Source organism: Mucilaginibacter sp. MD40 (genome assembly GCF_002288635.1).
Taxonomy (GTDB): domain Bacteria; phylum Bacteroidota; class Bacteroidia; order Sphingobacteriales; family Sphingobacteriaceae; genus Mucilaginibacter.
Genome location: NZ_NRSW01000001.1, coordinates 1,571,318 through 1,596,720, shown reverse-complemented (window position 1 = coordinate 1,596,720; position 25,403 = coordinate 1,571,318). Strand labels below are relative to the sequence as shown.

25 protein-coding genes and 1 tRNA gene are annotated in these 25,403 nt (G+C 45.4%); 14 read left to right on the top strand and 12 right to left on the bottom strand.

The genetic code is table 11. The features are described from left to right. Positions 1 to 85: 85 nt before the first annotated feature. The 4 genes from rpsJ to rpsL all read right to left on the bottom strand — a co-directional run bounded on the left by rpsJ (position 86) and on the right by rpsL (position 3,626). Positions 86 to 391: a 30S ribosomal protein S10 gene (gene rpsJ, locus CKK33_RS07125; protein WP_022830652.1), complete on the bottom strand. Its 306-nt coding sequence runs from the start codon at positions 389 to 391 to the stop codon at positions 86 to 88. Positions 392 to 508: 117 nt separating this feature from the next. Then, on the bottom strand, positions 509 to 2,620 hold the full coding sequence (gene fusA, locus CKK33_RS07120; protein WP_095703448.1) for an elongation factor G: 2,112 nt from the start codon (positions 2,618 to 2,620) through the stop codon (positions 509 to 511). 106 nt (positions 2,621 to 2,726) lie between these two features. Next, a complete protein-coding gene (rpsG, locus tag CKK33_RS07115) occupies positions 2,727 to 3,194 on the bottom strand; it encodes a 30S ribosomal protein S7 (protein WP_095703447.1) in 468 nt (155 codons plus the stop codon). 18 nt (positions 3,195 to 3,212) lie between these two features. Beyond that, entirely contained in the window at positions 3,213 to 3,626 is a 414-nt protein-coding gene (gene rpsL / locus CKK33_RS07110) for a 30S ribosomal protein S12 (protein ID WP_095703446.1), read from the bottom strand. 207 nt (positions 3,627 to 3,833) lie between these two features. On the opposite strand from rpsL, the gene CKK33_RS07105 reads away from it, so the two are divergent. The 3 genes from CKK33_RS07105 to CKK33_RS07095 all read left to right on the top strand — a co-directional run bounded on the left by CKK33_RS07105 (position 3,834) and on the right by CKK33_RS07095 (position 5,115). Then, positions 3,834 to 4,163 carry a hypothetical protein gene (locus CKK33_RS07105; RefSeq protein WP_143822923.1) on the top strand — a complete coding sequence of 110 codons (330 nt, stop codon included), beginning with the start codon at positions 3,834 to 3,836 and terminating at the stop codon, positions 4,161 to 4,163. A gap of 548 nt (positions 4,164 to 4,711) precedes the next feature. Further along, a tRNA-Gly gene (locus CKK33_RS07100) sits at positions 4,712 to 4,787 on the top strand. 76 nt (positions 4,788 to 4,863) lie between these two features. Further along, a complete protein-coding gene (locus CKK33_RS07095; RefSeq protein WP_095703444.1) occupies positions 4,864 to 5,115 on the top strand; it encodes a hypothetical protein in 252 nt (83 codons plus the stop codon). Positions 5,116 to 5,151: 36 nt separating this feature from the next. On the opposite strand, the gene CKK33_RS07090 is transcribed toward CKK33_RS07095, so the two are convergent. The 3 genes from CKK33_RS07090 to CKK33_RS07080 are packed head-to-tail and all read right to left on the bottom strand — an operon-like array spanning position 5,152 to position 7,662. Further along, positions 5,152 to 6,009: a tetratricopeptide repeat protein gene (locus CKK33_RS07090; RefSeq protein WP_095703443.1), complete on the bottom strand. Its 858-nt coding sequence runs from the start codon at positions 6,007 to 6,009 to the stop codon at positions 5,152 to 5,154. Positions 6,010 to 6,033: 24 nt separating this feature from the next. After that, positions 6,034 to 7,329, bottom strand: a complete 1,296-nt coding sequence (locus tag CKK33_RS07085; RefSeq protein ID WP_095703442.1) for an alpha-L-fucosidase — start codon at positions 7,327 to 7,329, stop codon at positions 6,034 to 6,036. Positions 7,330 to 7,332: 3 nt separating this feature from the next. After that, on the bottom strand, positions 7,333 to 7,662 hold the full coding sequence (locus CKK33_RS07080) for an L-rhamnose mutarotase (RefSeq protein WP_095703441.1): 330 nt from the start codon (positions 7,660 to 7,662) through the stop codon (positions 7,333 to 7,335). A 100-nt stretch (positions 7,663 to 7,762) separates the two neighbouring features. Between CKK33_RS07080 and CKK33_RS07075 the strand changes: the two genes are divergently transcribed. Together CKK33_RS07075 and CKK33_RS07070 are read left to right on the top strand one after the other, a co-directional pair. Next, positions 7,763 to 8,263 carry a GNAT family N-acetyltransferase gene (locus CKK33_RS07075; RefSeq protein ID WP_095703440.1) on the top strand — a complete coding sequence of 167 codons (501 nt, stop codon included), beginning with the start codon at positions 7,763 to 7,765 and terminating at the stop codon, positions 8,261 to 8,263. Between the two features lie 66 nt (positions 8,264 to 8,329). After that, positions 8,330 to 10,888, top strand: a complete 2,559-nt coding sequence (locus CKK33_RS07070) for a phosphocholine-specific phospholipase C (RefSeq protein ID WP_095703439.1) — start codon at positions 8,330 to 8,332, stop codon at positions 10,886 to 10,888. Here CKK33_RS07070 and CKK33_RS07065 read toward each other — a convergent pair whose 3' ends face one another. Beyond that, complete coding sequence (locus CKK33_RS07065) at positions 10,889 to 12,556, bottom strand: glycosyltransferase family 39 protein (RefSeq protein WP_095703438.1); 1,668 nt, start codon at positions 12,554 to 12,556, stop codon at positions 10,889 to 10,891. Between the two features lie 262 nt (positions 12,557 to 12,818). Here CKK33_RS07065 and CKK33_RS07060 point away from each other — a divergent pair, with 262 nt between their 5' ends. Both CKK33_RS07060 and CKK33_RS07055 read left to right on the top strand, forming a co-directional pair. Beyond that, positions 12,819 to 13,715, top strand: coding sequence for an MBL fold metallo-hydrolase (locus CKK33_RS07060; RefSeq protein ID WP_095703437.1), 897 nt, complete (start codon positions 12,819 to 12,821; stop codon positions 13,713 to 13,715). A gap of 17 nt (positions 13,716 to 13,732) precedes the next feature. Then, positions 13,733 to 14,467: a hypothetical protein gene (locus CKK33_RS07055; protein WP_095703436.1), complete on the top strand. Its 735-nt coding sequence runs from the start codon at positions 13,733 to 13,735 to the stop codon at positions 14,465 to 14,467. A 47-nt stretch (positions 14,468 to 14,514) separates the two neighbouring features. On the opposite strand, the gene CKK33_RS07050 is transcribed toward CKK33_RS07055, so the two are convergent. The 3 genes from CKK33_RS07050 to CKK33_RS07040 form a co-directional block, all read right to left on the bottom strand. Further along, positions 14,515 to 15,003, bottom strand: a complete 489-nt coding sequence (locus CKK33_RS07050; protein ID WP_095703435.1) for a hypothetical protein — start codon at positions 15,001 to 15,003, stop codon at positions 14,515 to 14,517. 516 nt (positions 15,004 to 15,519) lie between these two features. Further along, positions 15,520 to 16,608, bottom strand: a complete 1,089-nt coding sequence (locus CKK33_RS07045) for a DUF3810 domain-containing protein (protein WP_095703434.1) — start codon at positions 16,606 to 16,608, stop codon at positions 15,520 to 15,522. Between the two features lie 86 nt (positions 16,609 to 16,694). Beyond that, a complete protein-coding gene (locus CKK33_RS07040; protein WP_095703433.1) occupies positions 16,695 to 17,210 on the bottom strand; it encodes a DUF2911 domain-containing protein in 516 nt (171 codons plus the stop codon). A 257-nt stretch (positions 17,211 to 17,467) separates the two neighbouring features. Here CKK33_RS07040 and CKK33_RS07035 point away from each other — a divergent pair, with 257 nt between their 5' ends. Beyond that, a complete protein-coding gene (locus CKK33_RS07035) occupies positions 17,468 to 19,117 on the top strand; it encodes a glycosyltransferase family 39 protein (RefSeq protein WP_095703432.1) in 1,650 nt (549 codons plus the stop codon). On the opposite strand, the gene CKK33_RS19805 is transcribed toward CKK33_RS07035, so the two are convergent. Beyond that, entirely contained in the window at positions 19,118 to 19,243 is a 126-nt protein-coding gene (locus CKK33_RS19805) for an RNA 2'-phosphotransferase (protein ID WP_143822922.1), read from the bottom strand. Between the two features lie 249 nt (positions 19,244 to 19,492). On the opposite strand from CKK33_RS19805, the gene CKK33_RS07025 reads away from it, so the two are divergent. The 6 genes from CKK33_RS07025 to CKK33_RS07000 all read left to right on the top strand — a co-directional run bounded on the left by CKK33_RS07025 (position 19,493) and on the right by CKK33_RS07000 (position 25,302). Beyond that, positions 19,493 to 19,855, top strand: a complete 363-nt coding sequence (locus tag CKK33_RS07025; protein WP_095703430.1) for a glycoside hydrolase — start codon at positions 19,493 to 19,495, stop codon at positions 19,853 to 19,855. Positions 19,856 to 19,975: 120 nt separating this feature from the next. Next, positions 19,976 to 20,347, top strand: coding sequence for a hypothetical protein (locus CKK33_RS07020; RefSeq protein ID WP_095703429.1), 372 nt, complete (start codon positions 19,976 to 19,978; stop codon positions 20,345 to 20,347). A 169-nt stretch (positions 20,348 to 20,516) separates the two neighbouring features. After that, a complete protein-coding gene (locus tag CKK33_RS07015; protein ID WP_158223407.1) occupies positions 20,517 to 22,823 on the top strand; it encodes a TonB-dependent receptor in 2,307 nt (768 codons plus the stop codon). 3 nt (positions 22,824 to 22,826) lie between these two features. Next, positions 22,827 to 24,257, top strand: coding sequence for a PepSY domain-containing protein (locus CKK33_RS07010; protein ID WP_095703427.1), 1,431 nt, complete (start codon positions 22,827 to 22,829; stop codon positions 24,255 to 24,257). A 2-nt stretch (positions 24,258 to 24,259) separates the two neighbouring features. Then, entirely contained in the window at positions 24,260 to 24,472 is a 213-nt protein-coding gene (locus CKK33_RS07005) for a heavy metal-binding domain-containing protein (protein WP_143822921.1), read from the top strand. 131 nt (positions 24,473 to 24,603) lie between these two features. Beyond that, positions 24,604 to 25,302, top strand: coding sequence for a DsbA family protein (locus CKK33_RS07000; RefSeq protein ID WP_095703425.1), 699 nt, complete (start codon positions 24,604 to 24,606; stop codon positions 25,300 to 25,302). Positions 25,303 to 25,403: the final 101 nt, after the last annotated feature.

Genomic DNA, 25,403 nt, shown 5'->3' with positions numbered 1-25,403 from the left:
ACCAAAACAAAGAGCCACCCAAATTGGGTGGCTCTTCTATCTTGATTCTAAAATCTTGATTCTCTTTTCGGATCTTCCGGTACTATCACACTTTGATCTCAACTTCAACACCGCTTGGCAATTCAAGCTTCATTAAAGCATCTACAGTTTTTGAGTTAGAGCTGTAGATATCCAATAAACGTTTGTAAGAACACAATTGGAATTGCTCACGTGCTTTTTTGTTTACGTGTGGTGAACGCAATACAGTAAAGATTTTCTTTTCGGTTGGTAACGGAAGTGGTCCGCTAACTACAGCGCCTGTTGGCTTTACTGTTTTAACGATCTTCTCAGCTGATTTATCAACCAAGTTGTAATCGTACGATTTTAATTTGATCCTGATTCTTTGGCTCATTTTTGTTTTAATTATGGGCGGTGATAAGAGCTATTTATTATGACCTCCCGGGTTATTGTTTTTGAAAGTTGATTGGCAATTCATCTCTGATCACCAATCAACTCATCACTAATTCAATTAGTCTATAGCAACTTGTTTGCGGCCTTTTGATTTAGCTACAACTTCATCCTGTACGTTACGTGGTGCTGGTTCGTAATGGTCAAACTCCATGGTTGAAGTTGCACGACCTGAAGTGATAGTACGTAACTGGGTTACATAACCAAACATCTCAGAAAGTGGTACCATTGCTTTAATTACCTGTGAGCCGTTACGGGTGTCCATACCTTGCAGCTGGCCACGACGACGGTTCATGTCACCGATTACATCACCCATGTTTTCTTCAGGGGTAAGGATCTCGATCTTCATGATCGGCTCCAGCAATACCGGTTTACATTTTGGCAATGCTTCGCGGTAAGCAGAACGTGCAGCGATCTCGAATGAAAGCGCATCTGAATCGACCGCGTGGAATGAACCATCAATTAAACGAACTTTTAAGCTGGTAAGCGGGAAGCCTGCCAGTACACCATTGTCCATAGCGGCTTTAAAGCCTTTTTCAACAGATGGGATAAACTCGCGAGGGATAGCACCACCCACAATTTCGTTAACAAATTGTAAGCCTTCTTTCTCATCATCAGCAGGTGAAATAATTACCTGGATATCAGCGAACTTACCACGACCACCAGTTTGTTTCTTGTATGTTTCGCGGTGTTGTACGGTACCTGTGATAGCCTCTTTGTAAGCAACCTGCGGAGCACCCTGGTTAACCTCTACCTTAAACTCGCGTTTAAGACGGTCCATCAGGATATCTAAGTGAAGCTCACCCATACCGCTAATTACGGTTTGGCCGGTATCTTCGTCAGTTTGTACACGGAAGGTAGGGTCCTCTTCGGCCAGTTTACCTAAAGCCATACCCAATTTATCAACGTCGGCCTGAGTTTTAGGCTCAATCGCTAAACCGATAACCGGCTCAGGGAATACCATTGATTCAAGAACCAGTTTGTTTTTCTCATCGCAAAGGGTATCACCGGTTTTGATATCTTTAAAGCCTACTACCGCAGCAATATCACCTGCACCTACGTTAGGGATAGGGTTTTGCTTGTTAGCGTGCATTTGGAAGATACGGGAGATACGCTCTTTTGACTCAGAACGCATATTGTACACGTATGAACCAGCTTCCAGGTTACCAGAGTAAACGCGGATAAAGCAAAGGCGACCTACAAATGGGTCGGTAGCAATTTTAAATGCTAAAGCGGCAAATGGCTCTTTAACATCCGGTTTAACCAATATTTCTTCGCCGTTATCAGGGTTGGTACCAACAACACCTTTAGAATCCAAAGGTGAAGGCATCAATTCCATTACGTAGTCAAGCATGGTTTGTACACCTTTGTTTTTGAAAGATGAACCGCAGGTCATCGGAACGATCTTACCTGCTAATGTAGCCTGACGTAAAGCGTCTAATACTTCGCGCTCAGTGATAGTGGTTGGATCATCAAAGAATTTCTCCATTAATGAATCATCAAACTCAGCTACCGCTTCTAATAATTTCTCTCTCCACTCAGTTGCTTCATCCAGCATATCATCAGGGATTGGCACTTCGGTAAAGGTCATACCTTTATCGTGCTCGTTCCAAACAATACCGCGGAAGTTGATCAGATCAACCACGCCTTTGAACTGGTCTTCGGCACCAATTGGCAACTGCAACGGGATAGCAACGCTGCCCAGCATTTCTTTAACCTGTTTTACCACATTAAGGAAATCGGCACCGCTACGGTCCATTTTGTTAACGAAACCAATACGTGGTACGTTATAGTTGTTAGCCAAACGCCAGTTAGTTTCTGACTGTGGCTCAACACCATCAACCGCGCTGAATAAGAACACCAAACCATCTAATACACGCAGCGAGCGGTTCACCTCTACGGTGAAATCCACGTGGCCCGGTGTATCAATGATGTTCATGTGATAGTTTTGGTTACGGTATTTCCAGTTTACAGTGGTAGCTGCAGAGGTAATGGTAATACCACGCTCCTGCTCCTGCGCCATCCAGTCCATTGTAGCTGCACCTTCATGTACCTCGCCAATTTTATGGCTAACACCGGCGTAGTACAATATACGCTCTGTAGTAGTGGTTTTACCGGCATCAATGTGAGCGGCAATACCGATATTTCTTGTGTATTTTAGATCTCTTGACATTTTAATTTTGTTTTGATTTCACAGACTCAACTAAACAATTACACCGATAAAAGTGCAATCTTAACTAATCGGTGTAATCGTAGTATTAAATCGGTGTAATCTAATCTTAGAAACGGAAGTGTGAGAACGCCTTGTTAGCCTCAGCCATTTTGTGCGTATCTTCTTTCTTCTTAACAGCAGCACCTTCGCCTTTTGCAGCAGAGATGATCTCGCCTGCCAGTTTCTCCATCATGGTTTTTTCGCCACGTTTACGTGCATAGCTAATTAACCATTTCATACCCAAAGCAATTTTACGCTCCGGACGAACCTCTGTAGGCACCTGGAAGTTAGCACCACCTACACGGCGGCTTTTAACCTCTACAGCCGGCATAACGTTGTTAAGCGCCTTTTTCCAGGTATCTAAACCGCTTTCGCTGGTTTTTTTCTCAACAATGTCAACTGCATTATAAAATATAGCGTACGCGGTAGATTTTTTACCATCGTACATCATGTTATTCACAAACCTTGTAACCAAAGTATCGTTGAACCTTGGGTCAGGAAGGATAATTCTCTTTTTTGGTTTTGACTTTCTCATTGCTTTCTATCCTCCTTATTATTTCTTTTTACCTTTTGCTGGAGCAGCTGCTGGCTGTCCTGGTTTAGGGCGTTTAGTTCCGTATTTAGAACGACGCTGGTTACGGCCGGCAACACCTGATGTATCTAAAGCACCACGAATGATGTGGTAACGTACACCCGGTAAGTCTTTAACACGACCACCACGGATTAAAACAATTGAGTGTTCCTGTAAGTTGTGGCCTTCACCAGGGATGTAGGCGTTAACTTCTTTACCATTTGTAAGGCGCACACGTGCAACTTTACGCATTGCTGAGTTTGGTTTTTTAGGGGTAGTGGTATACACACGTGTGCACACTCCTCTTCGCTGTGGACAGCTGTCCAACGCTGGAGACTTACTCTTGTCTTCCAGAGCTACTCTACCTTTTCTAACTAATTGCTGAATAGTAGGCATTCTTTGCTTTTTGTTTTTACAGTTTTATCCTTATTTTAAGGACTGCAAAGGTAGGTACTATTTTTTGATTTTCAAGGGCTTGGGTAAAAAAGTTTTTGATTGAGGTGGAGTGGGATACGAGAGCGAGAGCGGAGGATGTATTAAAAGCTAATAAAGAACGAGCAGGGTTACATTTAATTTCTTGTTGTATTAATCATAAACTCTCAAATGAAACACGTTTGGAAAAGTATTAAACAACATCCTATTCCGGTAACATGTTATCTGTTCTTTCTATTTATATGTTATAGCTCTATTAAAAATTCGTTTTATCTGAACGAGCAAATGAAATTACACCCTGAAAGGGGCGGTATAGTGAACGGAGGCGAAGCCTCAGCTATAACAAACGCAATGACTTATTTTGTCGGCTTTATCTTTCTGCTGGTTTCCGTTATCAGGGGAAGTTCAAAAAATGGCGACGGCACTTTTTACTTATGGTTTGCGCTGTCCGTTATCATCGCAATGGTAATTGCAGGCAACAGTTCAGAGATTGTCAGGTAAAGCAACGGTACTGCTCCTATTATCCGCCAGCCCCGCTTTACGCTCATACGGCACAAGCATTAGGCACAGGGCCGGTATCCGCTGCAATCGGGTTTAGGTGTAATTTGTCTGAACCTGAATTTCCAGAATTTAAGAATTAATAAAATTTTGTTTTCCTGCTTTCTCCCCGTCAGCAAAAAAGCTTCGGGCGAAAGTGGGCAGAACAATGGTGGGGCGTGCGAATTGGCAGGGGCATAGCAATACTTGCCCGAAGCGAAGGCTTGTGCGAACGAAGTAGCGACAATCTATTGCAGCCCGTGGTTCTGCCTGATTGCAGGGCAAAGGCCTTGTGGGTAAGAAGCCTCTTTGCTGACTTGATTTTTTGGTTACTTTTTGATCAAGCAAAAAGTAACAGCCCTCCGCGGCAATTGAGCGGACCAACATCAATTCTCAGCACCTACTCAGTATATCGGGTGCCGAAACAAATTCGATATGACGAATAGTTGTCCAAAAAAATTAAAAATAATTTTTTGCTATTAAATCTAAAATTATACTTTTGCCACCCCAACGCGAAAGTAGCTCAGTTGGTAGAGCACGACCTTGCCAAGGTCGGGGTCGCGAGTTCGAATCTCGTCTTTCGCTCCAAATCCTCTGCTTCACCGGCAGGGGATTTTTTGTTTTCATGATGTTTAACTATGTTTAAGCATAAATCATTAACATCATGAAAACCGACCTTTACACCAAAATTGTCCTCACTATTATCGCGGTGGTACTTACCGCCAACCTGTTTAAAGCTACCATTACTCCCGCCATAGCCGATTCAAAGAAATATGTTACACTGCCGGTTAACCCGGATGGCAGCATTAACGTGAACATTAATAAAGTGGCAGCACCAATGGACGTTAAAATAACCGACGTTGACCGGAACGCATTTTATTACATTACGCCTATCCCTGTTAAGGTGAACAATTAAGCATATGTTGTAGGAGAGCAGGGCAAAGAGTTGGATTTAAAAACCGGCATCTGTAATCTGATGATAGAAAGATGATGTTGGGGGCGTAAACTTTTTGGCTTTCATCATCCATATCTTGTATACGTGCTCTTTGCCCTGGGCATGGTAAATACTGGCTATGTTAAAAGCAAACTCGCCTTTTATCTCAGAAACTTCTTCAGTGAATAAATTAAAGCCTTTTAAATATGCCTCGGTAGCCCTTTCGTAATCCTTTTGTTTCATGTAAGCATACCCAAGTTCTTTATAATACATTAAATTACCAGGGTCCTTAACCAATGCTGACTCCATTATTTCCGCCGCGTCAGGGTAATCACCTATCACATTGTAGGCATAAGCCATCTCATAACTTATCCCTTTTTGGTCGGGATCAATAGCATGCGCTATTTTAAGATAGTGCAGCGCGGTATCTGGTTCATTAAGATCATTGTAGATCCAGCCGATACGGCCATAGTAAGCGGCACTATCTTTAAAACTATAGTAATTACTTATCCATGCAGGCTGGGCAGGTAAGTTAAGATCTTTAAAATGCCTTTGCGGAATAAGCGCTACATTACGCCAGTTTGGCTCAATACGATACTTAAGCGATTGACCTTTAAAAGCTGAAGTATCATTAATATACCTGCCATTCTCAATTTTAAACGAGCCTTTAAGGTCAAAGGTGAAACCCGCGTCCCTGTCAATATAAATAAACCCATATAAAAAATTATTGGGCGATTGCTTCTTCTCCAACGCCACCCACCTTCGCTCACACTTTGTGAAGCGGTGGTCAAAAATAAGGCTGTCCTCCGCGTTCGGACTTTGAGAAAACGCTTTGGTGTAACTTGCTAAAATTAGTATGACGACAAGGTATTTCATGGTTAAATATTTGCACGCGAAAATTTACTGTACCCAAAGTTTTATCACCGTGTCCGCATCATCCCACTTTACGCCGCTGGTGTATATAAAAACCCCTTCTGCCTGCTGTTTAAACTTAAGCGAAGCGCCATTGCTTAAAAGGGCAGCTTTGGTTACTTTTTCTTTTACACCGGGGATAAACACGTAAGCTTCGGTCGGTGCATCCATTACGTGCGCGTATAGGGTTTTGGCCTTGGCGGTAACCACACCCCAGGGCTGTGGTGGTATGTAGCTGCCCCTTGTATCGTAAATACTTTCGCTGTTGGCTTTTACCCATTGGCCCACTTTGGCCAGTGTATCGGTAAATTCGGGCTGTATCTTACCATTAGGCATAGGGCCAATGTTCAGCAGGAAATTGGCATTACGGCCCGCCGCCCCTACCAGGTACCTAACGATCTGCCTGGTTGACTTGTAATCATTATCATTGATGTTAAAGCCCCAGCTGTTATTAATAGTTTCGCAGGTTTCCAATGGTAGCTGCCCAATGGTAGCTTCGCCGCTAAAGCCGGTGTGGTTTTGCCCGGGCAGGTCTTTCTCAAACATCTGGAAGTCTTCGCCTTCCTTGGGTGCCAGGTGGTGGTTATTACCTACCATAATGGCAGGGGTAAGCCGGTGTATGAGCCCGTATATTTCATCGTAATGCCAGTTGGCATCCTTGCGGTCCCAGCCTCCATCAAACCAAATGCCTTTTACACCCGGGTATCTGGTAATTAGTTCGGTTAGCTGGTCTTGCATGAATTTAATGTAGCCTTCCCAATCGCCCTTTACCGGCCTGCCGTTCACAACGGGGCTGCCAAAGGCATAGTCGGCCCTGCCCCAATCCAGCAGCGAATAATAAAAATGCAGTTCTATTCCCTCTTTCTGGCATTCTTTGGCCAACTCCATCAAAGGGTCCTTGTGGTAAGGCGTAGCATCCACTATATTGTAATTGGAAAACTTGGTATCAAACATACTAAACCCGTCGTGGTGGCGCGACGTGATAGTGATATACTTCATACCGGCCTTTTTGGCCAGCTGCACCCATTCTTTAGCGTTAAACTCCTGTGGGTTAAAAAAATCGGCCAGGCGCTTATAGTTATTATAGGATATCTTGCGGTTATGCATTACCCACTCGCCATCGCCCAGGATGCTGTAAATGCCCCAGTGAATAAACATCCCAAACTTCATATCCTGGAACTTTTGCCGCTGCGCCAGGTTTTCTTTTGCCGGGGTATAGCTGCCCTGCCCAAAGGTTGTTAAGGCAAATAGGGCTGCAAAGGTGGTCAGTAAGAGTTTTCTCATAGCCTAAAGTTGAAATATTTTATCTGCCAACATCCATTTAGCCCCCTCGGGCGCACCGGGTAAAGCCTGCTGGTATTTCCACATCAGGGCTTCCCATTCCTGTACTTTCGGGTTCGCGGCATCGGCAGCTCCTTTTTTATCAAAGCTAAAGCTATCGTCGGTTTCCATCAGCATTACCAGGCGGGTGCCGTGCCGGTATATTTCCATGTTAGTAATACCTTCTGAGGTGATGCTTTCATGTATCTCTGGCCAAATAGCCTCATGGTAGGCTTCGTATTCGGCTATCAATTGTGCGTCGTTTTTCAGGTCAAGCAGAAGGCAGTAACGTTTCATGGGCAATCAGGTGATTTATAGGGAATAATTGGTGTTCACAAGTAAGCAAATGTTTGCTTTAAAAACAAATGAGCGCTGCTATTTTATGTAATTTAGTAGCATGATCACTACTGCCAGCCTGGTACTGCGCCGCCTTGATTTGGGCGACGCGCCTTTTATTTTCCAACTGCTTAACACGCCATCATGGAAACAATACATTGGCGAAAGGAATATAAAAACCCTGGCCGATGCCGAAGGCTACATCGAAAAAACCATAGCCTCTTTCAATGAGCTGGGCTTTGGTCCCTGGTGCATTACCCTAAAAGCAAACGGACAACCCATTGGCATTTGCGGACTGTACCAGCGCAGCTACCTTGACGCGCCCGACCTGGGCTTCGCCATACTGCCCGACTATGAAGGCAAGGGCCTGGCTTATGAAAGCTGCCTGGCTGTATTGGATAACGTAAAAACTAACCACACTTTTAGCGGACTATACGCTACTACCAGCGCGGATAATACCCGATCACAAAATTTGCTCAACCGCTGCGGTTTTAATTTTTTGCGTGAAATAACTACCCCTACCGGCGAGCAACTTAACCTTTACTACCTAAGTTTATCATAAAAATGATACAAAAGCGTCATCATAGCTTAACCGGTGTTTAAAACATGATTTTTTATCTTAGCAGCCATGTCAGATACGCGCAGAGATTTTATAAAAAAAGCGGCTTTGCTTGCCGGAACAGCAGGTTTAAGCAATATTTTACCTTCATCTATACAAAAGGCACTGGCCATTAACCCCGCTCCGGGCAGCACCTGGAAAGATGCGGAGCATGTGGTGATACTGATGCAGGAGAACCGCTCATTTGACCATTGCTTTGGCACCCTGCGCGGTGTGCGCGGCTTTAACGACCCGCACGTGATAGACCTGCCTAATAAAAACCCGGTTTGGCTGCAAAGCAACGAGAAAGGCGAAACATACGCGCCCTTTCACCTGGATATAAAAGATACCAAAGCCACATGGATGAACTCTCTGCCCCATAGCTGGAGCAACCAGGTGAATGCCCGTAACGATGGCAAGTTTGATCAATGGCTCATCGAGAAGGAATCGGGCAACCCGGAGTATAAGGATATGCCGCTTACCCTGGGCTATCATACCCGGCAGGACCTTCCGTTTAACTACGCTCTGGCTGATGCTTTTACGATTTGCGACCAGCATTTTTGCTCATCGTTAACCGGCACTACCCCCAACCGTAACTACCTGTGGACGGGCACCATCCGTAAGGAACAAAACGAAAACTCACGCGCTAATGTATGGAACGAGGACTCAGATTTTGAGCACTCCGACTGGACCACCTTTCCCGAGCGACTGGAAGACGCGGGCATATCCTGGAAATGTTACCAGAACGAGCTATCGGTAGGTGTGGGTTTCGAGGGCGAGGAAGATGCCTGGCTGAGCAACTTTACAGATAATAACCTGGAGTTTTTTAAACAATACCATGTACGCCTGCACAAAGAGCACATAGCATATGTAAAAAAGCGCATAGCCGTGTTGCCTGCCGAAATTGAGGCATTGAATAAAAAAATAGCTGCGCTGCCTGCGGGCGATGCTTCAATAAAAAGTTTGAACAAGCAACTAAAACAGCTGAAAGCCGAACTAAAGGACATTGAAGATAACAAAGCCATTTTAGAACCGGGCGCTTTTGAAAAGCTGAGCAAACGCGAACAGAACCTGCACCTTAAAGCTTTTAACACCAACCGTGGCGACGCGGATTACCACCGTTTAACCACGCTTACTTATGATGACAATGGTACAAGGCGCCAAATGCAGGTACCGAAGGGCGATATGCTGCATAGTTTCCGTACGGATGTAAAGAGCGGGCAATTGCCAATGGTATCATGGATCACCGCGCCCGAGAATTTTTCGGATCACCCCGGTGCTCCCTGGTATGGTGCCTGGTATGTATCTGAAGTACTGGATATCCTGACGCAAAACCCTGAGGTATGGAAAAAGACCATCTTTATTGTTACTTATGACGAAAACGATGGCTACTTTGACCACATCCCACCGTTTGTAGCCCCGCACTCTCATAAACCCGGTACCGGCAAGGTATCTGAGGGGATTGATACACGGGCCGAATTTGTTACCCTCGAACAGGAAAAGGACCGCCAGGGATTCCCGAACAACTATCAGCGCGAGAGCGCCATTGGCCTGGGCTACCGTGTTCCCATGATCATCGCTTCACCATGGAGCCGTGGCGGTTATGTGAACTCCGAGGTATTCGACCATACTTCTAACCTGCAGTTCCTGGAACAGTTTGTGGCCGCCAAAACCGGCAAAAAGGTTACCGAAAGCAATATTACCAACTGGCGCCGTACCGTTTGCGGCGACCTCACATCGGTATTTCGCCCATACCATGGCGAAAAAATAGCATCGCCTAAATCACTGGATAAAAACACCTTTGTGGAGGGTATCCACAAGGCGCAATTCAAGGCCCTGCCCACCTTTAAAAAACTGAGTACTGAAGATATAGAGGCTATCAAGTCGCGCCGCGGCCATTCGGCAATGCTGCCTAAACAGGAGTCCGGTACAAAACCATCATGCGCCCTGCCCTATGAGCTTTACGCCGATGGCGGGCTTAACCAGGATAAGACAGCCTTTGAAATGACCTTAAGGGCCGGAAACGAAGTATTTGGTAAAAAAGCTGCCGGTGCCCCCTTTAATGTATACGCACCCGGCAATTACATGAGCTTTATCGAACCCGGAAAAATGGAAGCCGTGCGTACCTGGTCCTACGCCGCAAAAGCAGGCGATACCCTTATTGATAACTGGCCGCTGGCCGATTTTGAGAACAAGCGTTACCACCTGCGCACCTATGGCCCCAATGGTTTCTTCCGTGAATTTAAAGGTCACGCGGGCGACCCGGGTATTGTGATCAGTCCCTCTTACGAACGTTTGGGCAAAAGCCTGACAGGCAACCTGGTAATAACCTTTTCATTGAACGGCACAACAACACCTGTAACCGTGGAGATAACTGATAATGCCTATAAAACCAGCAAAAAGCAATTGACCGTACAGCAGGAAAGCTTCGCGCCGCAAAACATCAAACTGGACCTGGGCAAACAGCACCACTGGTACGATTTTACGATAACGGTGAAAGGCTTTCCGGATTTTGAAAGGCATTACGCCGGGCGCGTGGAAACAGGTGCGCCATCTATATCAGACCCGCAGATGAGCGGTGAGGTGTAATTAGCGTACAATAACCACTTCCATCGGGATAAGTAGACTGCCGCGCGTAGCCCGGTTGATGAACTGCGGCTTTAAGCGCGATATCCAATACCGCTCAAACGACTGTAGTTTCTCTATATGGTAGCCCCGTGCTTGTAACGATGCCACAACTTTGGAGGGCCCGTAAAACATAAAAGGCGTTTGAGGTATCTTCCCGCTGCCATCCTCACTGATGATGGTTAGAGGCTGCTTGATGTAAAACTCCATCGGGAAATTGGCGTATTCCCAGCTTTGCACCAGCGGCAAACGCTGCGGGTTATGCTGGTTGATCCATATGGCAGCCTCGCTCCCGGCCTGGTATTTCAACAACGACGGATAAAAACCCAGGTTAAGGTACAGGTTTACCACAAAAGATACAATGAGCGTACGGAAGGCCATTTGACGGTAGTCCTCAGCGGCGAAATTAAGGGGAATATAGATGAGCAGCCCAAGCCAAACCAAAAGCGTAACGGCATCGTCCCACTCAAAAGCATCCGGCCTAAAGTAATAATGCAATATGCCAAGAGCTGCCAAAAGCAATACTACCAAACACGCCTGTATGTTACGCCAGGTAACCACCGAACCCGCATTACGCAAGCCAATAAAGTACTGAGCGGTAATGATGGCGAAAAAAGGGAAAACGATATTGAGATAATGCGGCAGCTGAAATTTCGAAGCCGAAAATAACAGGAAGGTAAGTAAACTACCGCTGATGCAAAACCACTCACGCTGTGTGGCCTGCTTTATCCCTGTTCTGATGAACTGCCACACCGCCGCGAATAACAGCAGCGACCAGGGCAGAAACGCCCATAACGTGGTATGGATAAAAAACAACGGGTCGCCTTTGCCTTTGATAGGTCCGGTATTAAAGAACCTTCCAAACTGGCTATCCCAAAAGAAAAACCGAATACCCGACACTCCCTTATGCCCAAACACCACCTTTTCCGGGTGGATATCAAACTGCACGTACAGGCAATAGATCTCCGGGAGGATAAACAACATGGTAAGCACTACGGCGAGCAGCCAGCGCCAGTGGAATAACTGTTTCCACTGCCGGGTAATGGCCAGGTGGCCTGCAATGGCCCCGCCGATAGGTACCAGGGCAAACATCCCTTTGGTCATTACCGCGCAGCCCGCAAACAGCGCGCCCAATAGTAACTGCCAAAAATTATTTACCGTGTAAGCACGGTAAAAATGATATACGGACGCGATAATAAGCGCGGTTAAATAAGGCTCGGCACGTACATCGTTATCAGATAGTATAATATGCTGGGCCGTAAGCAGTACCAGCACACTCCACAAAGCAATTTCCTTAGTGTAAAGCCTGCGGGCAAACAGATAAGTATAACAGGCGCCGGCCAGCATAAATAATATACCGGGTAATTTATAGGCCCAGGTACTGATGCCGAACAGCTTTAACGATAACGCAGCTACCCAAAATGGAAAGTGTGGCTTATCCAGCCAATCAGTACCGTCAACAATGATGTTTACAAAATCATTACGCTGTGCCATGGTTTTGGCAATAACGGCGTAAAGCGTACCATCGGGTGCTAATATTGGGATAAACAGCCCTGTAAAATTAAGCAGTACGGCCAAACCTATAAACAGGTATAGCCAACGGGTTTTGCTATCGGGTTGCGGTTGCTGCATTGGGCGGTAAAGTTAATAATTATTAAAGACGGGCGCATAACACCACTCATGGTTTTAACTATTCACAAAGGCCTGTTGCATAGCCCGTATTTATCTGTTAAATTTATACACCCGTTGCCGCCCCTGCACGGTTTAATGCCAGGGTTAAGAATAAGCGCCAGACCTTCAACAAGGTTTATGGCAGCAATTCTAATCCAATCTTAATGCAAAAACCAATTAACCAAATAAATTTCCATTTACCTTTAACTGATTTATTATCAATATGCAACGGCGAAAATTTTTATTGAATACCGCTATTACCGCAGGCTCATTATCATTAATTGGCAGCAAAGGCCTTGGAGCTATACTTGCTCCTCCTGCTTATAAGCTTACTCCCTTGCGCAACAACGTGGGCATTTTTACGGAACAGGGCGGCACCATCATCTGGATGGTGAACAAAGAGGGCATTGTTTGTGTTGATGCCGAGTTCCCAGAACAGGCCAACCACCTGATTGCCGAACTTAAAAAGAAATCGGCACAGCCGTTTCAATGGCTTATAAACACCCATCACCACGGCGACCATACCAGTGGAAACATCTCATTCAAAGGTTTGGTAAATAAAGTAGCGGCACATGCAAACTCGTTAACTAACCAGAAAGCCGCGGCCCTTAAACAGGGCAATGATGACAAACAGCTATACCCTGACACTACTTATACCGATAACTGGAAGATAAAAGTTGGCGACGAGCACATTACCGCCCATTACTTTGGCGCCGGGCACACCAACGGTGATAGCTTTATCCATTTTGAAAACGCCAACATTGTTCACTGCGGCGACCAGGTATTTAACCGCCGTTACCCTTATGTTGACCGCAGCGCGGGCGCATCATGCAAGCACTGGCCGCTGGCGCTTGAGGCCGCGCAAAAGAAATTTGATAAGGATACCATATTTGTTTTTGGCCATGCCTTTGACCCAGAAAAGGTAGTTGGCACCATGGCCGACCTTAAAGCCATGCAAAACTTTATGGAGCGCCTGGTAGCCTATGTTGACAGCAGCATTAAGGCAGGCAAAACAAAAGAACAGATACTGGCCTCAACCGCCATACCGGGCATAACCGACTGGCAAGGCGATGGTATTGAACGCGGCCTTACTGCCGCTTATGAAGAACTTACCTCTTAAGCTATTTTCCCCGGAACATGAAGCATATCGCATCCATCATTACCTCTATTATTACCTTGCTATCTGTGTGGGGCTTTACCTCGCCCAAACAGCTAACTTCTGCCGAGGTAATAAAAAAGATGTACAACCGCTACCACAGCAAATGGCATAGTTCGCTCACCTTTACACAAACCACCGGGCGCTACCGTAATGATACATTGGTAAAAACCGATACCTGGTACGAGCGCATTGTGTACCCCGATATGCTGCGCATTGATTTTGGCGGCGACAATTCCGGTAACGGGGTAATTTACCGGGGCGACTCATCATACGTATTCAGGAACAATAAGGTAGTGCGCGCCGCGAAAGACGAAAATGAGCTGATATTCTTTTTGGGCGGTATGTATTTCAGGCCGATAGACCAGGTGTTTAACCATTTTGGCCAGCTGCATTTTGACCTGGACAAGTTTTATGAAACTACCTGGAAAGGCAAGGATGTGTATGTTCTGGGCGCTTCAAAGCCGAATGAAAACGTTAACCAGCTTTGGGTTGATAAAGACAAACTGGTTGCTGTACGCTATTTTAAATATGATGGCAGTACAAAAACGGAAGCCACTTTTGAGGAACACAAACTGGTTGAGGGTGCCTGGAGCGAAACTTTATGCAAGTTTTATATTAATGACAAATTGCTGCAAACCGAGGTTTACCATGATATTAAAGCCAATCAGCAAATTGATAAAAGTGTGTTTGACCCCGCGCTGATCGGTAAATAAATCCCCTACAAATAACAAGGGCGCCCTTAACCGGCGCCCTTTTTTATTTACTGGTACCCGATAAATTCTTTTTGGGTAACCTGTACCGAGCCTTTGTTATTATTGGTACTGATGAGCATAACAATGTCGTAAAACTCATTGTCGAACTTGTAGATATTGTTATCCTGGTCCTGCCCCTGAAATTTAAGCACCATCCTGGAGCGCTTAGCCTGGGCTATTAAATTAACAATGTCCTGCGGGTCCTGCGTGGTGTAACTAACCGTACGCAATACAGTGCCGTTCGCCTGCACTTCGTTTTGCCCTATCACAATGGTTTGCGGGGCCACTTTATTTGATCTTGAACGGAAATGCTCCAGCTTTTTACCGTTTACCTCCTCCTGATACTCATGCTTAAAAACACCCCCCAGTACCAGGTAGGTATGTGCCTGCCCCTCGCTCAGGTTGGTAAGGTTGGTGAGATCAAAAAAAGAAATGCTCTGTGCATGCAAACCGGCACTCAGGCAAATAAATAAAAAAACGGCAACAACCTTCTTCAAAAGTTTAAATTTAAAAGCTAAGATAACTAATTACAGTTAAAATACCTTCCGTCCTCAATCTCCTTTCTGCTAAAACATACAATAACATACTGCTAATGTGGCTGTTGTATATAAAAACAGTCAGTAAGATAAGGTTATATAACGGCTGCAAATAGTTTGTCAATCATTCAAATGTGCATGACCGACACATTGTTGGACGATGTAAGCATTTTAAGTTTTATTGAAATATATGGCCTATTGTAACATTTGTGCAATTATTACCGTCATATGCACAATATATTTTAACGTCCTTTGGTCAATGTGTATATTTGACACTACCAAATCTCCCGGCCAGCTACGGAATATTTTTTGTAGCCGGGCAGATGGATTACTCCTATAATTTTAGCCGAGAGGCTTTATATAAAGAGCTTGGGTAAACACATGTTATCTGAGGTTTAGTTGATCAACATTATTTGAGATATGATGTTGTAGTGCGTTCCGGGGTGAGATACGGAACGCATTTTTTATATCACCCTGTTACACGCCTTCCTTTTTATACATGGCCATTACCAGCAAAACCATACGGTTGTAGGTTTCGAGACCTTGTGGTTGGTTATTCGCTTTTAGGAAGTTATCGTAAAACACGCTGCTAATGGCGTTAAGCTGGGTTTGGTATGAAAGCCAGTAGGCCCTTTCGGCCTTTAGATCGGCAATTACCCGCGGCGACAGGCGCTTTTTTAATTCCTTAAAAGCTATGGTATCGGTATACCGTACGGTACGCAGAAACTCGCTTACGGCCAGGTTATAGGCCGAGTAACGCAGCAGCCTGTCGGCAGCGGAACGCGCTGCCAGGAAACCTACAAAGTTGGCCTCATCTTCGGGGCCATAACCCATTTGGTGGGCCATTTCGTGGCAAGCCACAAAGGGTCGGTTACACAGAGGCATCTGGTAATTCATCTGCGCTTCGCCGGTAAAAGGGTTATAATAACCCGAGGTGCCTATGTAATTGAGCAAAGGGGTAAGCAACGACGGCTTTATATCGGGCTGATAGGTTTTAAACTCCGGCGAACGGTTGGCTAAAGCTATAACGGCTTTACGCGCGGTATGGTAAATAGTATCGTTACTTTGGCGCATATCCGCAGCGGTTACACGCCCGCGCGTGGCGTTAGCGCTATCAATAAGTACAGCGGTTACCTGTTTTAGCTCCGTAACACTGTAGCTGCTATCGGCCAGGTGTAGGCGCTCCGCCGCAGAGGGCCTGAAGTAGTTTAATCCCCAGAACAGGTAAAAAACAAGCATCCCAACTTCAACCCCTGCAATTATTTTAAGTACCAATAACCCCGCAGCCGCGAACTGTTTTTTAAACAGCTGCTTTACCAGCCTGATGATGATAAAAAGCAGGTAGACGATCACCGCTATATACAATACATCGCCCACACTAAACGCGACCAAATTAAAAACAGGATGCAGGATATGGCAAACCACCGGGTATAAGCCTTTGGCATAATAACGCTCAACCGCATGGGGGTAGTCGGCAAAAAACAACACCATGTAGTTAACTATAAACAATACAAGTACCGTTATACCTGCTTTTACGTATGCCTGTTTGGTGAATTGCCGCGCCATATTTGTAAGGTAAATATATTCGTGTTTTTGATGATAACAAAAAACCCCGGCAGATGCCGGGGTTATCTTATTAAGCTAAGAAATATTTATTTGATACGCACTGGTACCGAAAGTTTATCCCAGTTAAGCGAAAAGCCTTTGCCGTAAATTTTGTAAACCAAACGTTCGCTCATTGGCGCTTTAACAGGCTTTACCATAACGCGCAGGGCATCCTGGGCTTCGTCATACTTATAGGCGCCCCATTGTTTAGCCACTTTGTTAAAAATAATGGTCCAGGTGGTGGCGGTAGGGATAGTAAACAGTCCGTAAGTTCCGGCAGGGAGCTTTTTACCTTCAACCATAATGTCTTTATCGGTAGTAAACACGGTAGCCTCGTTAGCGCCTGCACGCCAAACCTGGCCGTAAGGTACCAGGGCACCATAGATGCTACGGCCTTTTACAGAAGGGCTGCCATAGTTGATAGTGATAGTTGCACCGTTCACTTTTGCACTCACGCTATCGCGTGGGCTGGCCACAGGTTTATCCTGCGCGAAGGCAAATGCCGAGAACAGCATGGCAACTACACACAGGGTTGCCGCTCTAAATAAGTTTTTACTTTTCATGTTGGTATAATAAGTTTTCGGGTAAAGATATGACTTAAAACTAATGCCGCTAAAATTTATTCCATTTGTATCTAAGCACTATATTTTGGCATGAAACATGCATAAGCTTTTACGAATTCACATTGCAGTTAGGAATAGACCGAAAGGTTAAAACAATTGTTGTGAGTTTTTGCCCTTGGCGTGTAACTACGCGCCAGGGGTTTTTTGTTTATAAGGCCCACCGTTTCTAATAAGGCAAGTAGCTATATTTGCAGCAAATGACCGATAAGCGCAGGCCTATTTATCTACTGCTTTTTGTATTGGCACTGGTGGTTAACTTCGCCGGCATCAACGCCGATTTTTTTGCTGACGATCCCGGCCTGTATGCCTCAATCGCCAAACTGATGGCGCAAAAGAACGACTGGCTGCAGCTATACACCTACCAAACCGACTGGCTGGATAAACCCCACTTCCCTTTTTGGATGGCGGCACTTTCCTTTAAATTATTTGGAGTGAGCGCTTGGGCCTACCGGTTACCGGCATTGTTGTTCTTTATGCTTGGGGTAGGTTATACCTCGCTTTTTGCCCGGCGGTACTATACCAAAGAAATTGCTGCGTTAGCGGTACTCATACTCATGACGGCCCAGCACATTATCATCTCTAATATTGATGTGCGCGCCGAGCCTTACCTCATGGCTTTGGTAATAGGCAGCATTTACCATATTGCCCGGTATAATACCAAAGGCACCGCTAAACACCTTTTATTGGCCGCCCTGCTAACGGCATGCGCTATCATGACCAAGGGCATATTTGTAATAGTGGCTATCTACGGCGCGCTGCTGGGGCAAATGATAGCGCAAAAGAAATACCTTGAAGTGCTAAAGCCGAAATGGCTGCTGCTCTATCTGCTCACGCTGTTATTTACGCTGCCCGAGTTTTACGCCCTGTACATCCAGTTTGATAAGCATCCCGAAAAGGTGGTATTTGGGCGCACAGGTGTGAGCGGCGTACGCTGGTTTTTGTGGGACAGCCAGTTTGGGCGGTTTGTAAATAACGGGCCTATTAGGCAAAAAAAATCCGGCGATATATTTTTCTTCGCTCACACCATGATCTGGACGTTTATGCCGTGGTGCCTGCTGTTTTATTATGCCCTGTACAGCAATCTTAAAAACCTGGTACGCAAAATAAAACTACCCGAATACTATACGCTTAGCGGCGGCTTGCTGCTGCTGCTATTGTTCTCGCTGTCGCGCTTCCAGTTGCCATTTTATACCAACATTATTTTCCCGCTTTTTGCCATTATTACCGCTCGGTACGCTATTACGCCGCTTGGTAAGGCTGCTACCCGGTACCGCAATATTGTATTAGGCTTATTTATGGTAGCCCTACCGCTGGTGGTCATCGCCATTCATATACTGGCCGCGCCGGGGGGCAATGCCCTGTTCATTGCAGGCGCGCTCATATTCGGGATAACAGCTATACTCATCATCACCCGGTTAAAAGAACAAAGTTTACGTGTATTTATGCTGACGTGCTGCATGGCGCTATTCGCCAACTATTACATGAATACTGTGTTTTTCCCCTTCCTGGCATCTTATAATGCCCAGATAGCGGCTGCACGTTATGCCAACAGCAATTTCAAGGATACAGATCTGTACAGTTTAAGATTATCCAATAATTCGTTCCAGTTTTACAGTAACAAACCGGTACAATATGTTTCCCTTGATGATTTTAAGGGATTTGTACCACAAGGCTACGCATTGTTTTATGCCAGCCAGGCATCGGTTGATTATTTGAGGCAGCAGGGAGCAACCTTCAAAATAGTGCAGACCTTTACTGATTATCCGCAGGAAAACATCCTCCCCAAATTTATCAATACCAAAACAAGGGAACAGGTATTATCCAAAGCCTATCTCATCAGTAAATAATTAATTTTCTTCCTTTATCTCTTCCCAATAAACGGTACCGTGGTAAAGGCCGTTTTTAACAGCTACCTGCTCTTTAATTTTTTCCAGTTCGGCTTGTAGTTGGTCCTTATCGAGATCTTTATTCAAGGAAGTATAGAAAATTACATACCCAGTCCTACTGTTTATGAATTTATAGTGTTTATCAGCAGTATTCATAACGAAATTGCCTTTTTATTTATAACTCCTATTTAAGCTGTTTAGTTTGTAAGAAGCCATTTTTACAGCATTTGCAAAGTGGTGTTAAACAGCCTTGCACATTTTATTATTTTATTAACCTGTAGTTGATGTTTTGATATAATTAAACCCTTATCTTAGAACAGAAAACAACAAGTAATTATGAAAAGAAAGATCTTTACTACTGCTTTATTATGTTGCACAGTAGTGTTTTGCATGGCAGCCGCCATTTTTGCTGACCTTAACGGAAAATGGAACGGTACCATTGCCACACCGGATGGCAACTCTATTGATGTTTCGTACAATTTTAAGGTGGATGGCGACAAGCTTACCGGTAGTGCTGTTTCGCCAATGGGCGAGGTGGCCCTGGATAACGGCAAGATAAAAGGTGACGAGTTTACCTTTAGCGTGAACGTATCAGGCACCGATTATCCGCATAAAGGCAAGGCTTACCCAGATTCATGCGCCATGGATATTGATTTTGGTGGCAGCAGCTCGCACTTTGTTATTAAACGCGCCAAATAACCTCTTACCATATTATAATGTTAAAGCCCTGCCAACCCGGCGGGGCTTTTGTGCGTAATGTGAGTAGCAAAAACACATTTTTGTACAATAATGTAGTCATTAAACTTTACCTTTGCGCCCATGTTGCAACGCATAACCGCTTACTTATTGATTGTAGCGCTGGTATCGGCCAACTTCTCGCGTTTTTTTATTTACGCGGGCTTTGAGCTGAACCGCAATTACATCGCGGCTAAGCTGTGCGAAAACCGTAACAAACCTCAGCTCCATTGTAACGGCAAATGCTATTTCATGAAGAAATTAAAGCAGGCCGAAGAAAACAAGAGCACAGAGGAGCGCCAGGCACAAAAGAACCTTTTCCAGGAAGCCTTCTACAATCAGGCCGAAAGGGTTACTTTTTACTCGGTGCTGTTATCGGTTACACCCGTACCCAACCATCGCATTGCTCTGCCGCAGCAGATCCAAGATATCTACCAGCCGCCCCGGCTCGCATAAAAAAGTCCAGATCATTTTTCAGGTTACAGTTTTTGACACACCCCTAAATCGGAGTGTGCTTACGTGCATTTGCGCGTAACTGTATTTTTCTATTTGATGCCTGTTAGCGCAGGCTATGTAACACTTTTTTATGAAACTCTCTACACTATTATATAACATAATACTGTGTATGGTTAGTGCATTTTCTTTTGCACAAGGCAACCTGCACGGTACCGTTACCGACGCCCGCACACATGAACCATTGCAGGGCGTAATGATAAGCAATGCCGCTACCGGCGTTGTGCTAACTACAACAAACAACAAGGGTAAATTTGAGGTTAAGGCCGAAAACATTGCTTCCCTTCGGTTTGCCATGATCGGCTTTACTGCGCAGATCATCAACATGGCTAATAATAAAACCATTGAGGTGATGATGGAACCTTCTACTGTTGATCTGCAGCAGGTAGTGGTGTCGGCCAGTCGCGAAAGGCAGGCCAGGCAGGACGCGCCCATTGCCATCAGCAAGATAAACGCTACGCAGATACATGATACCAAAGCTACCGCGCTTTACCAGTTATTAAACAAAGTTACCGGTGTTTACATGGTTGACCTGGGTAACGAGCAGCACACTATGGCCATACGTCAGCCTATTACCTATAACGCGCTTTACCTATATATGGAGGATGGACTGCCCATTCGCCCAACAGGTATTTTTAACCATAACTCGCTTTACGAGATTAACATGAGCGGCGTGCGCGATATTGAAGTGATAAAAGGCCCGGCTTCGTCGTTATATGGCAGTAACGCCATTGGCGGTGCCGTTAACTTTATTACGCAAGGCCCGCCCGCAGGTTATGCCGGCAATGTTTCTTTACAGGGCGATAACTACCATTACCGCAGGGTGGATGCCGATGGCGGTTTCAGCAGCGGTAAGTTTGGCCTGTATGTGGGCGGCTACCTGGCGCGCCAGCGTAACGGATGGCAGGATTATACCGATTTTGATAAACGCAGCGGTAATTTTAAAACCACCTATGATTTTGATGCCAACACCCGCTTAACTACCTCTTTGGCTTACAATTACCTGTATACCCAAACACCGGGCAGTTTAGACAGCGCCAAGTTTTACAGCAGAAAGTACGGCGCCAACCAACGCTTTACGTATCGCGAAGTGAAAGCCCTGCGTGCCAATACCCGTTTAGACCATAAATGGAACGATAAGAGCAATACGTTTTTCACGCTCTTTTATCGCAACAACTCAACCGGGCAGTTGCCAAGCTATTTTATTTCAGATGTGCGCGATAACACCGGCAAATACATGAGCTCGAACGGGCAGGAAAACAACCAAAGCTTCCATAGCATCGGCTTATTGACCCAACACCGTCAGGATTTCGATTTCCTGCATTCGCGGTTGATTGTGGGGGCTTATCTGGATAACAGCCCAAGTTCCTATTATGCCAAGTACCTGGATATACAAAAAGATGTGGCTAATAACTTTTATACTGGCTATACCAATACCGGCCGGTATATCGACAATTACCATATCAAATTATTCAATACCGCCGCTTATACCCAGTATGAAGTTAAACCAACAGACGCACTGCGCATAGTGATGGGCTTGCGTTACGACAGGATCCATTACAACTTTACTAACGGCATTACCAGCGGCAGCAAATACAAACAGCAGGAAATTAACGACTTTAATATTGTTGCCCCTAAACTGGGCTTAACCTATAACTTTGGTAACAACAAGGGCTTATATGCTAATTACAGTGTAGGTTTCCAACCGCCCGAAACCGGCGACCTGTACAGCGCCCGCCAGTTAACCCCGCTTAAACAGGCCACCTTCAACAACTATGAGGCCGGCGGCTGGTTCGCGGCGTTTGATAAAAAGTTATACCTGGAGCTATCTGTGTATGACTTGGAAGGCCGTAACGAGATCATTAATCAGTTACTGCCCGATAATACCACGCAGAACCAAAACGCCGGCGCTACCCGCCATCGTGGCGTAGAGTATTCGGTAGCATTTGCCCCGGTTAAAGAACTGGCTTTCCGTTTCAGCGGCACCAACGCGTGGCACACCTACCGCGATTACAGCGAAGTGCGCGCCAACTACGCTACCGGCACCAACAAAGTGCTGGTATACAATGGCAACCGCATGGCCAACGCCCCAAACTGGATAGCCAACAGCGAACTTACTTACAAGCCTGCTTATCTGAATGGCTTTCGTATTTCGGGCGAGTGGCAGCATATTGGGTCGTACTTTACTAATCCGGCCAATACCAAATCATACGCCGGGTATGATCTGTTTAATGCCCGTACCGGTTACGATGTAAAAGATGGCGCACTGAAAGGTTTCGGTATTTGGTTTAACGTGCTTAACCTCACCAATAAGTTATATGCTACTACCGTAGTGAGCAACCAATACGGCGATACCTACAATGCCGCTCCGCCAAGGGTTTACTCATTGGGCGTCAGCTATTCATTTGCAAAATATTAACAAATGGCAACCGCAAAACAAAACTTTTATAAATGGCATAGGATATTGGGCTTAACGGCCCTTATCCCTGTCATAATGTGGACACTGAGCGGGCTTTCGCACCCGTTTATGTCCAACTGGTTCAGGCCTGCTATCGCTAAGGAAGTGTACAAAGCGCAACCGCTGAATGTGAAACCTGCCCTATCGCTTAAACAGGTGCTGTATAAGAATAAGGTATTGGGGTTCATCAACTTTGGTACGATCGCTTATCAAGGGCAACCCTATTACCAGGTAATGGGTATGGATAGCACATACCAATACTATTCGGCCAATAACGGCGATTTGCTTAAAGATGGCGACAGGCTCTACGCTACCTACCTTGCCCGGTATTTCACCCAGGACAGCATCTCGAAGATCAAAAGCATCAGCGTCCAAAAAACTTTTGATGCCGAGTACCAGCCGATCAACCACCTGCTGCCGGTTTGGAAAATCTCCTTTGACCGCCCCGATGGTATGGATGTATACGTGGAAGCGGGCCAAAGCCGAATGGGTACGTTCAACAATAACACCCGCAAGATCATGCTGGTATTTTTTGAGCAGTTGCATACCTGGCAATTCCTGGCGGCTATTGGCGGCGAGCAATTCAGGGTAGTGGTATTGTTGATTGTTGTGGGGATCATGCTGCTATCGTTGCTATCAGGGTTAACCGTTTATGGCCTGTTCTGGAAGAAGTTTAAAACAGCCACGGAGAATCGCCGTCGCGACAAGCGAAAAGATACCCGGTTTGTTCACCGCTTTCACCGGCAGTTGGGCTTAGCTGTGTCGCTGGTAATGTTTACGTTTACTATCAGCGGCGCATTTCACCTGTACGTTAAATTAGCTAATGATAAACATGCAGCCAAAAGCGGCATCAGGCAAATGGTAAAAACCGGGCAGTTGGCAACCTCAAACTTGTCGTTACCCGTAGCAGATAGCCTCGTTAAAAACGTTTCCCTTGCGCAATTTAACGGGCGGACCTATTACCAGGTAAACGACACAAAAAAGCATGTTAGCTATTTTGATGTAGACAATGGTGTTGAATTGAATAATGGCGATGCCATGTACGCCAATTATCTTGCCTCTTACTATGGCGGCGAACCGCAAAAAGGCCAGGTGAAAATTAATCAGGTAAGGGAGTTTACCAACGAGTACGGTTTTATCAACAAACGTTTGCCGGTGCAGCAGGTAAGTTATCCGAATGGAGAAAACCTGTATTTGGAAACTACCACCTCGCAACTGGCCACCAAAGTTGCGGGAATCGATCGCACCGAAGGGTTTTCGTTTATATTTTTACACAAATACTTCGGCATGGCCTGGGCCGGTAAAAACGTGCGCGATATCGTAAGTATGTTAGCGGCATTAGGCGTTTTTGTCGTATCTATATTTGGTTTTATTGGATTTTTAAAAAACAGATGATCATGAGAAGATACATTTTGATAGTAGCTGTAACAGCATTAACATTAGGTTTTTCGGCCTGTAATTCATCCGCACAAAAGGATGCCAAAACCATAGAGACAGCGAAGCCTAAAGGCAAGTATTATTGTACTATGCATCCCGAAATAACATCAGACAAGCCCGGCACCTGCAGCAAATGCGGCATGGACCTGGCGGAGCGGGATACCACGAAATAGTAAGCTGCCCCTCTCTGCCCTTTATGCAGAGAGGGTTGACCAGCGTAGCAAAGTTGGGGTGAGTCAATTTTTACTTTCCCCTTACCCTTGCCAAATTCTATCGGCTTAACTTTGTTTGAAATTTAAACGCTATGAAAGTTGAGATATGGTCTGATGTGATGTGCCCGTTCTGCTACATTGGTAAGCGCCGTTTTGAGGAAGCCCTGCAACAGTTTCCGCATAAAGATAAAGTTGAAGTGGAGTGGAAAAGTTTTCAGCTGAACCCCGACATGCAAACTGACCCCAACACCAGCATTAACCAGTATCTGGCTGATGTAAAGGGCTGGACAATCGACTACGCACGGCAAATGAACAACCATGTTACCCAAATGGCTGCCGAAGTAGGTTTAACCTACCATATGGACAACGCGGTGGTAGCCAATAGCTTTAAGGCCCACCGTTTTACACACCTGGCAAAAAAACATGGTTTAGGCGAAGCGGCCGAAGAAGCCCTGTTTAAAGCTTACTTTACCGATAGCAGGAATGTGGATGATGACGCTACACTTATTGAACTGGGTGTAAGTATTGGCCTCGATGCTGAAACGGTAAAAACAACCCTGCAAAGCAATGCTTTTGCCGATGAGGTAAGGCGTGATATTGCCGAGGCCCAGCAATTGGGCATACGTGGCGTACCTTTTTTTGTGATGGACCAAAAGTATGGCGTTTCGGGAGCGCAGGCGGTTGATGTTTTCAGCCAAACGCTGGATAAGGCTTTTAATGAATGGAACCAGCAGAGCCCTGCCATACAGGTGACGGACGGCCCTACCTGCGGGCCCGACGGCAATTGCTGATCATTTTCTTTCAAAGCAATCTAACTTATTATAAGGTTAACCGTATAAGCTTGTTAGAGTAAAAGAAAGATTATTTATCTTTAAAGCTGAATTTCCTGAGA

Excerpts from the sequence above, each read along its gene's own strand:
- rpsJ (WP_022830652.1), bottom strand. The coding sequence starts at position 391 with ATGAGCCAAAGAATCAGGATCAAATTAAAATCGTACGATTACAACTTG.
- fusA (WP_095703448.1), bottom strand. The coding sequence starts at position 2,620 with ATGTCAAGAGATCTAAAATACACAAGAAATATCGGTATTGCCGCTCAC.
- rpsG (WP_095703447.1), bottom strand. The coding sequence starts at position 3,194 with ATGAGAAAGTCAAAACCAAAAAAGAGAATTATCCTTCCTGACCCAAGG.
- rpsL (WP_095703446.1), bottom strand. The coding sequence starts at position 3,626 with ATGCCTACTATTCAGCAATTAGTTAGAAAAGGTAGAGTAGCTCTGGAA.
- CKK33_RS07105 (WP_143822923.1), top strand. The coding sequence starts at position 3,834 with ATGAAACACGTTTGGAAAAGTATTAAACAACATCCTATTCCGGTAACA.
- CKK33_RS07095 (WP_095703444.1), top strand. The coding sequence starts at position 4,864 with ATGAAAACCGACCTTTACACCAAAATTGTCCTCACTATTATCGCGGTG.
- CKK33_RS07090 (WP_095703443.1), bottom strand. The coding sequence starts at position 6,009 with ATGAAATACCTTGTCGTCATACTAATTTTAGCAAGTTACACCAAAGCG.
- CKK33_RS07085 (WP_095703442.1), bottom strand. The coding sequence starts at position 7,329 with ATGAGAAAACTCTTACTGACCACCTTTGCAGCCCTATTTGCCTTAACA.
- CKK33_RS07080 (WP_095703441.1), bottom strand. The coding sequence starts at position 7,662 with ATGAAACGTTACTGCCTTCTGCTTGACCTGAAAAACGACGCACAATTG.
- CKK33_RS07075 (WP_095703440.1), top strand. The coding sequence starts at position 7,763 with ATGATCACTACTGCCAGCCTGGTACTGCGCCGCCTTGATTTGGGCGAC.
- CKK33_RS07070 (WP_095703439.1), top strand. The coding sequence starts at position 8,330 with ATGTCAGATACGCGCAGAGATTTTATAAAAAAAGCGGCTTTGCTTGCC.
- CKK33_RS07065 (WP_095703438.1), bottom strand. The coding sequence starts at position 12,556 with ATGCAGCAACCGCAACCCGATAGCAAAACCCGTTGGCTATACCTGTTT.
- CKK33_RS07060 (WP_095703437.1), top strand. The coding sequence starts at position 12,819 with ATGCAACGGCGAAAATTTTTATTGAATACCGCTATTACCGCAGGCTCA.
- CKK33_RS07055 (WP_095703436.1), top strand. The coding sequence starts at position 13,733 with ATGAAGCATATCGCATCCATCATTACCTCTATTATTACCTTGCTATCT.
- CKK33_RS07045 (WP_095703434.1), bottom strand. The coding sequence starts at position 16,608 with ATGGCGCGGCAATTCACCAAACAGGCATACGTAAAAGCAGGTATAACG.
- CKK33_RS07040 (WP_095703433.1), bottom strand. The coding sequence starts at position 17,210 with ATGAAAAGTAAAAACTTATTTAGAGCGGCAACCCTGTGTGTAGTTGCC.
- CKK33_RS07035 (WP_095703432.1), top strand. The coding sequence starts at position 17,468 with ATGACCGATAAGCGCAGGCCTATTTATCTACTGCTTTTTGTATTGGCA.
- CKK33_RS07025 (WP_095703430.1), top strand. The coding sequence starts at position 19,493 with ATGAAAAGAAAGATCTTTACTACTGCTTTATTATGTTGCACAGTAGTG.
- CKK33_RS07020 (WP_095703429.1), top strand. The coding sequence starts at position 19,976 with ATGTTGCAACGCATAACCGCTTACTTATTGATTGTAGCGCTGGTATCG.
- CKK33_RS07015 (WP_158223407.1), top strand. The coding sequence starts at position 20,517 with ATGGTTAGTGCATTTTCTTTTGCACAAGGCAACCTGCACGGTACCGTT.
- CKK33_RS07010 (WP_095703427.1), top strand. The coding sequence starts at position 22,827 with ATGGCAACCGCAAAACAAAACTTTTATAAATGGCATAGGATATTGGGC.
- CKK33_RS07005 (WP_143822921.1), top strand. The coding sequence starts at position 24,260 with ATGAGAAGATACATTTTGATAGTAGCTGTAACAGCATTAACATTAGGT.
- CKK33_RS07000 (WP_095703425.1), top strand. The coding sequence starts at position 24,604 with ATGAAAGTTGAGATATGGTCTGATGTGATGTGCCCGTTCTGCTACATT.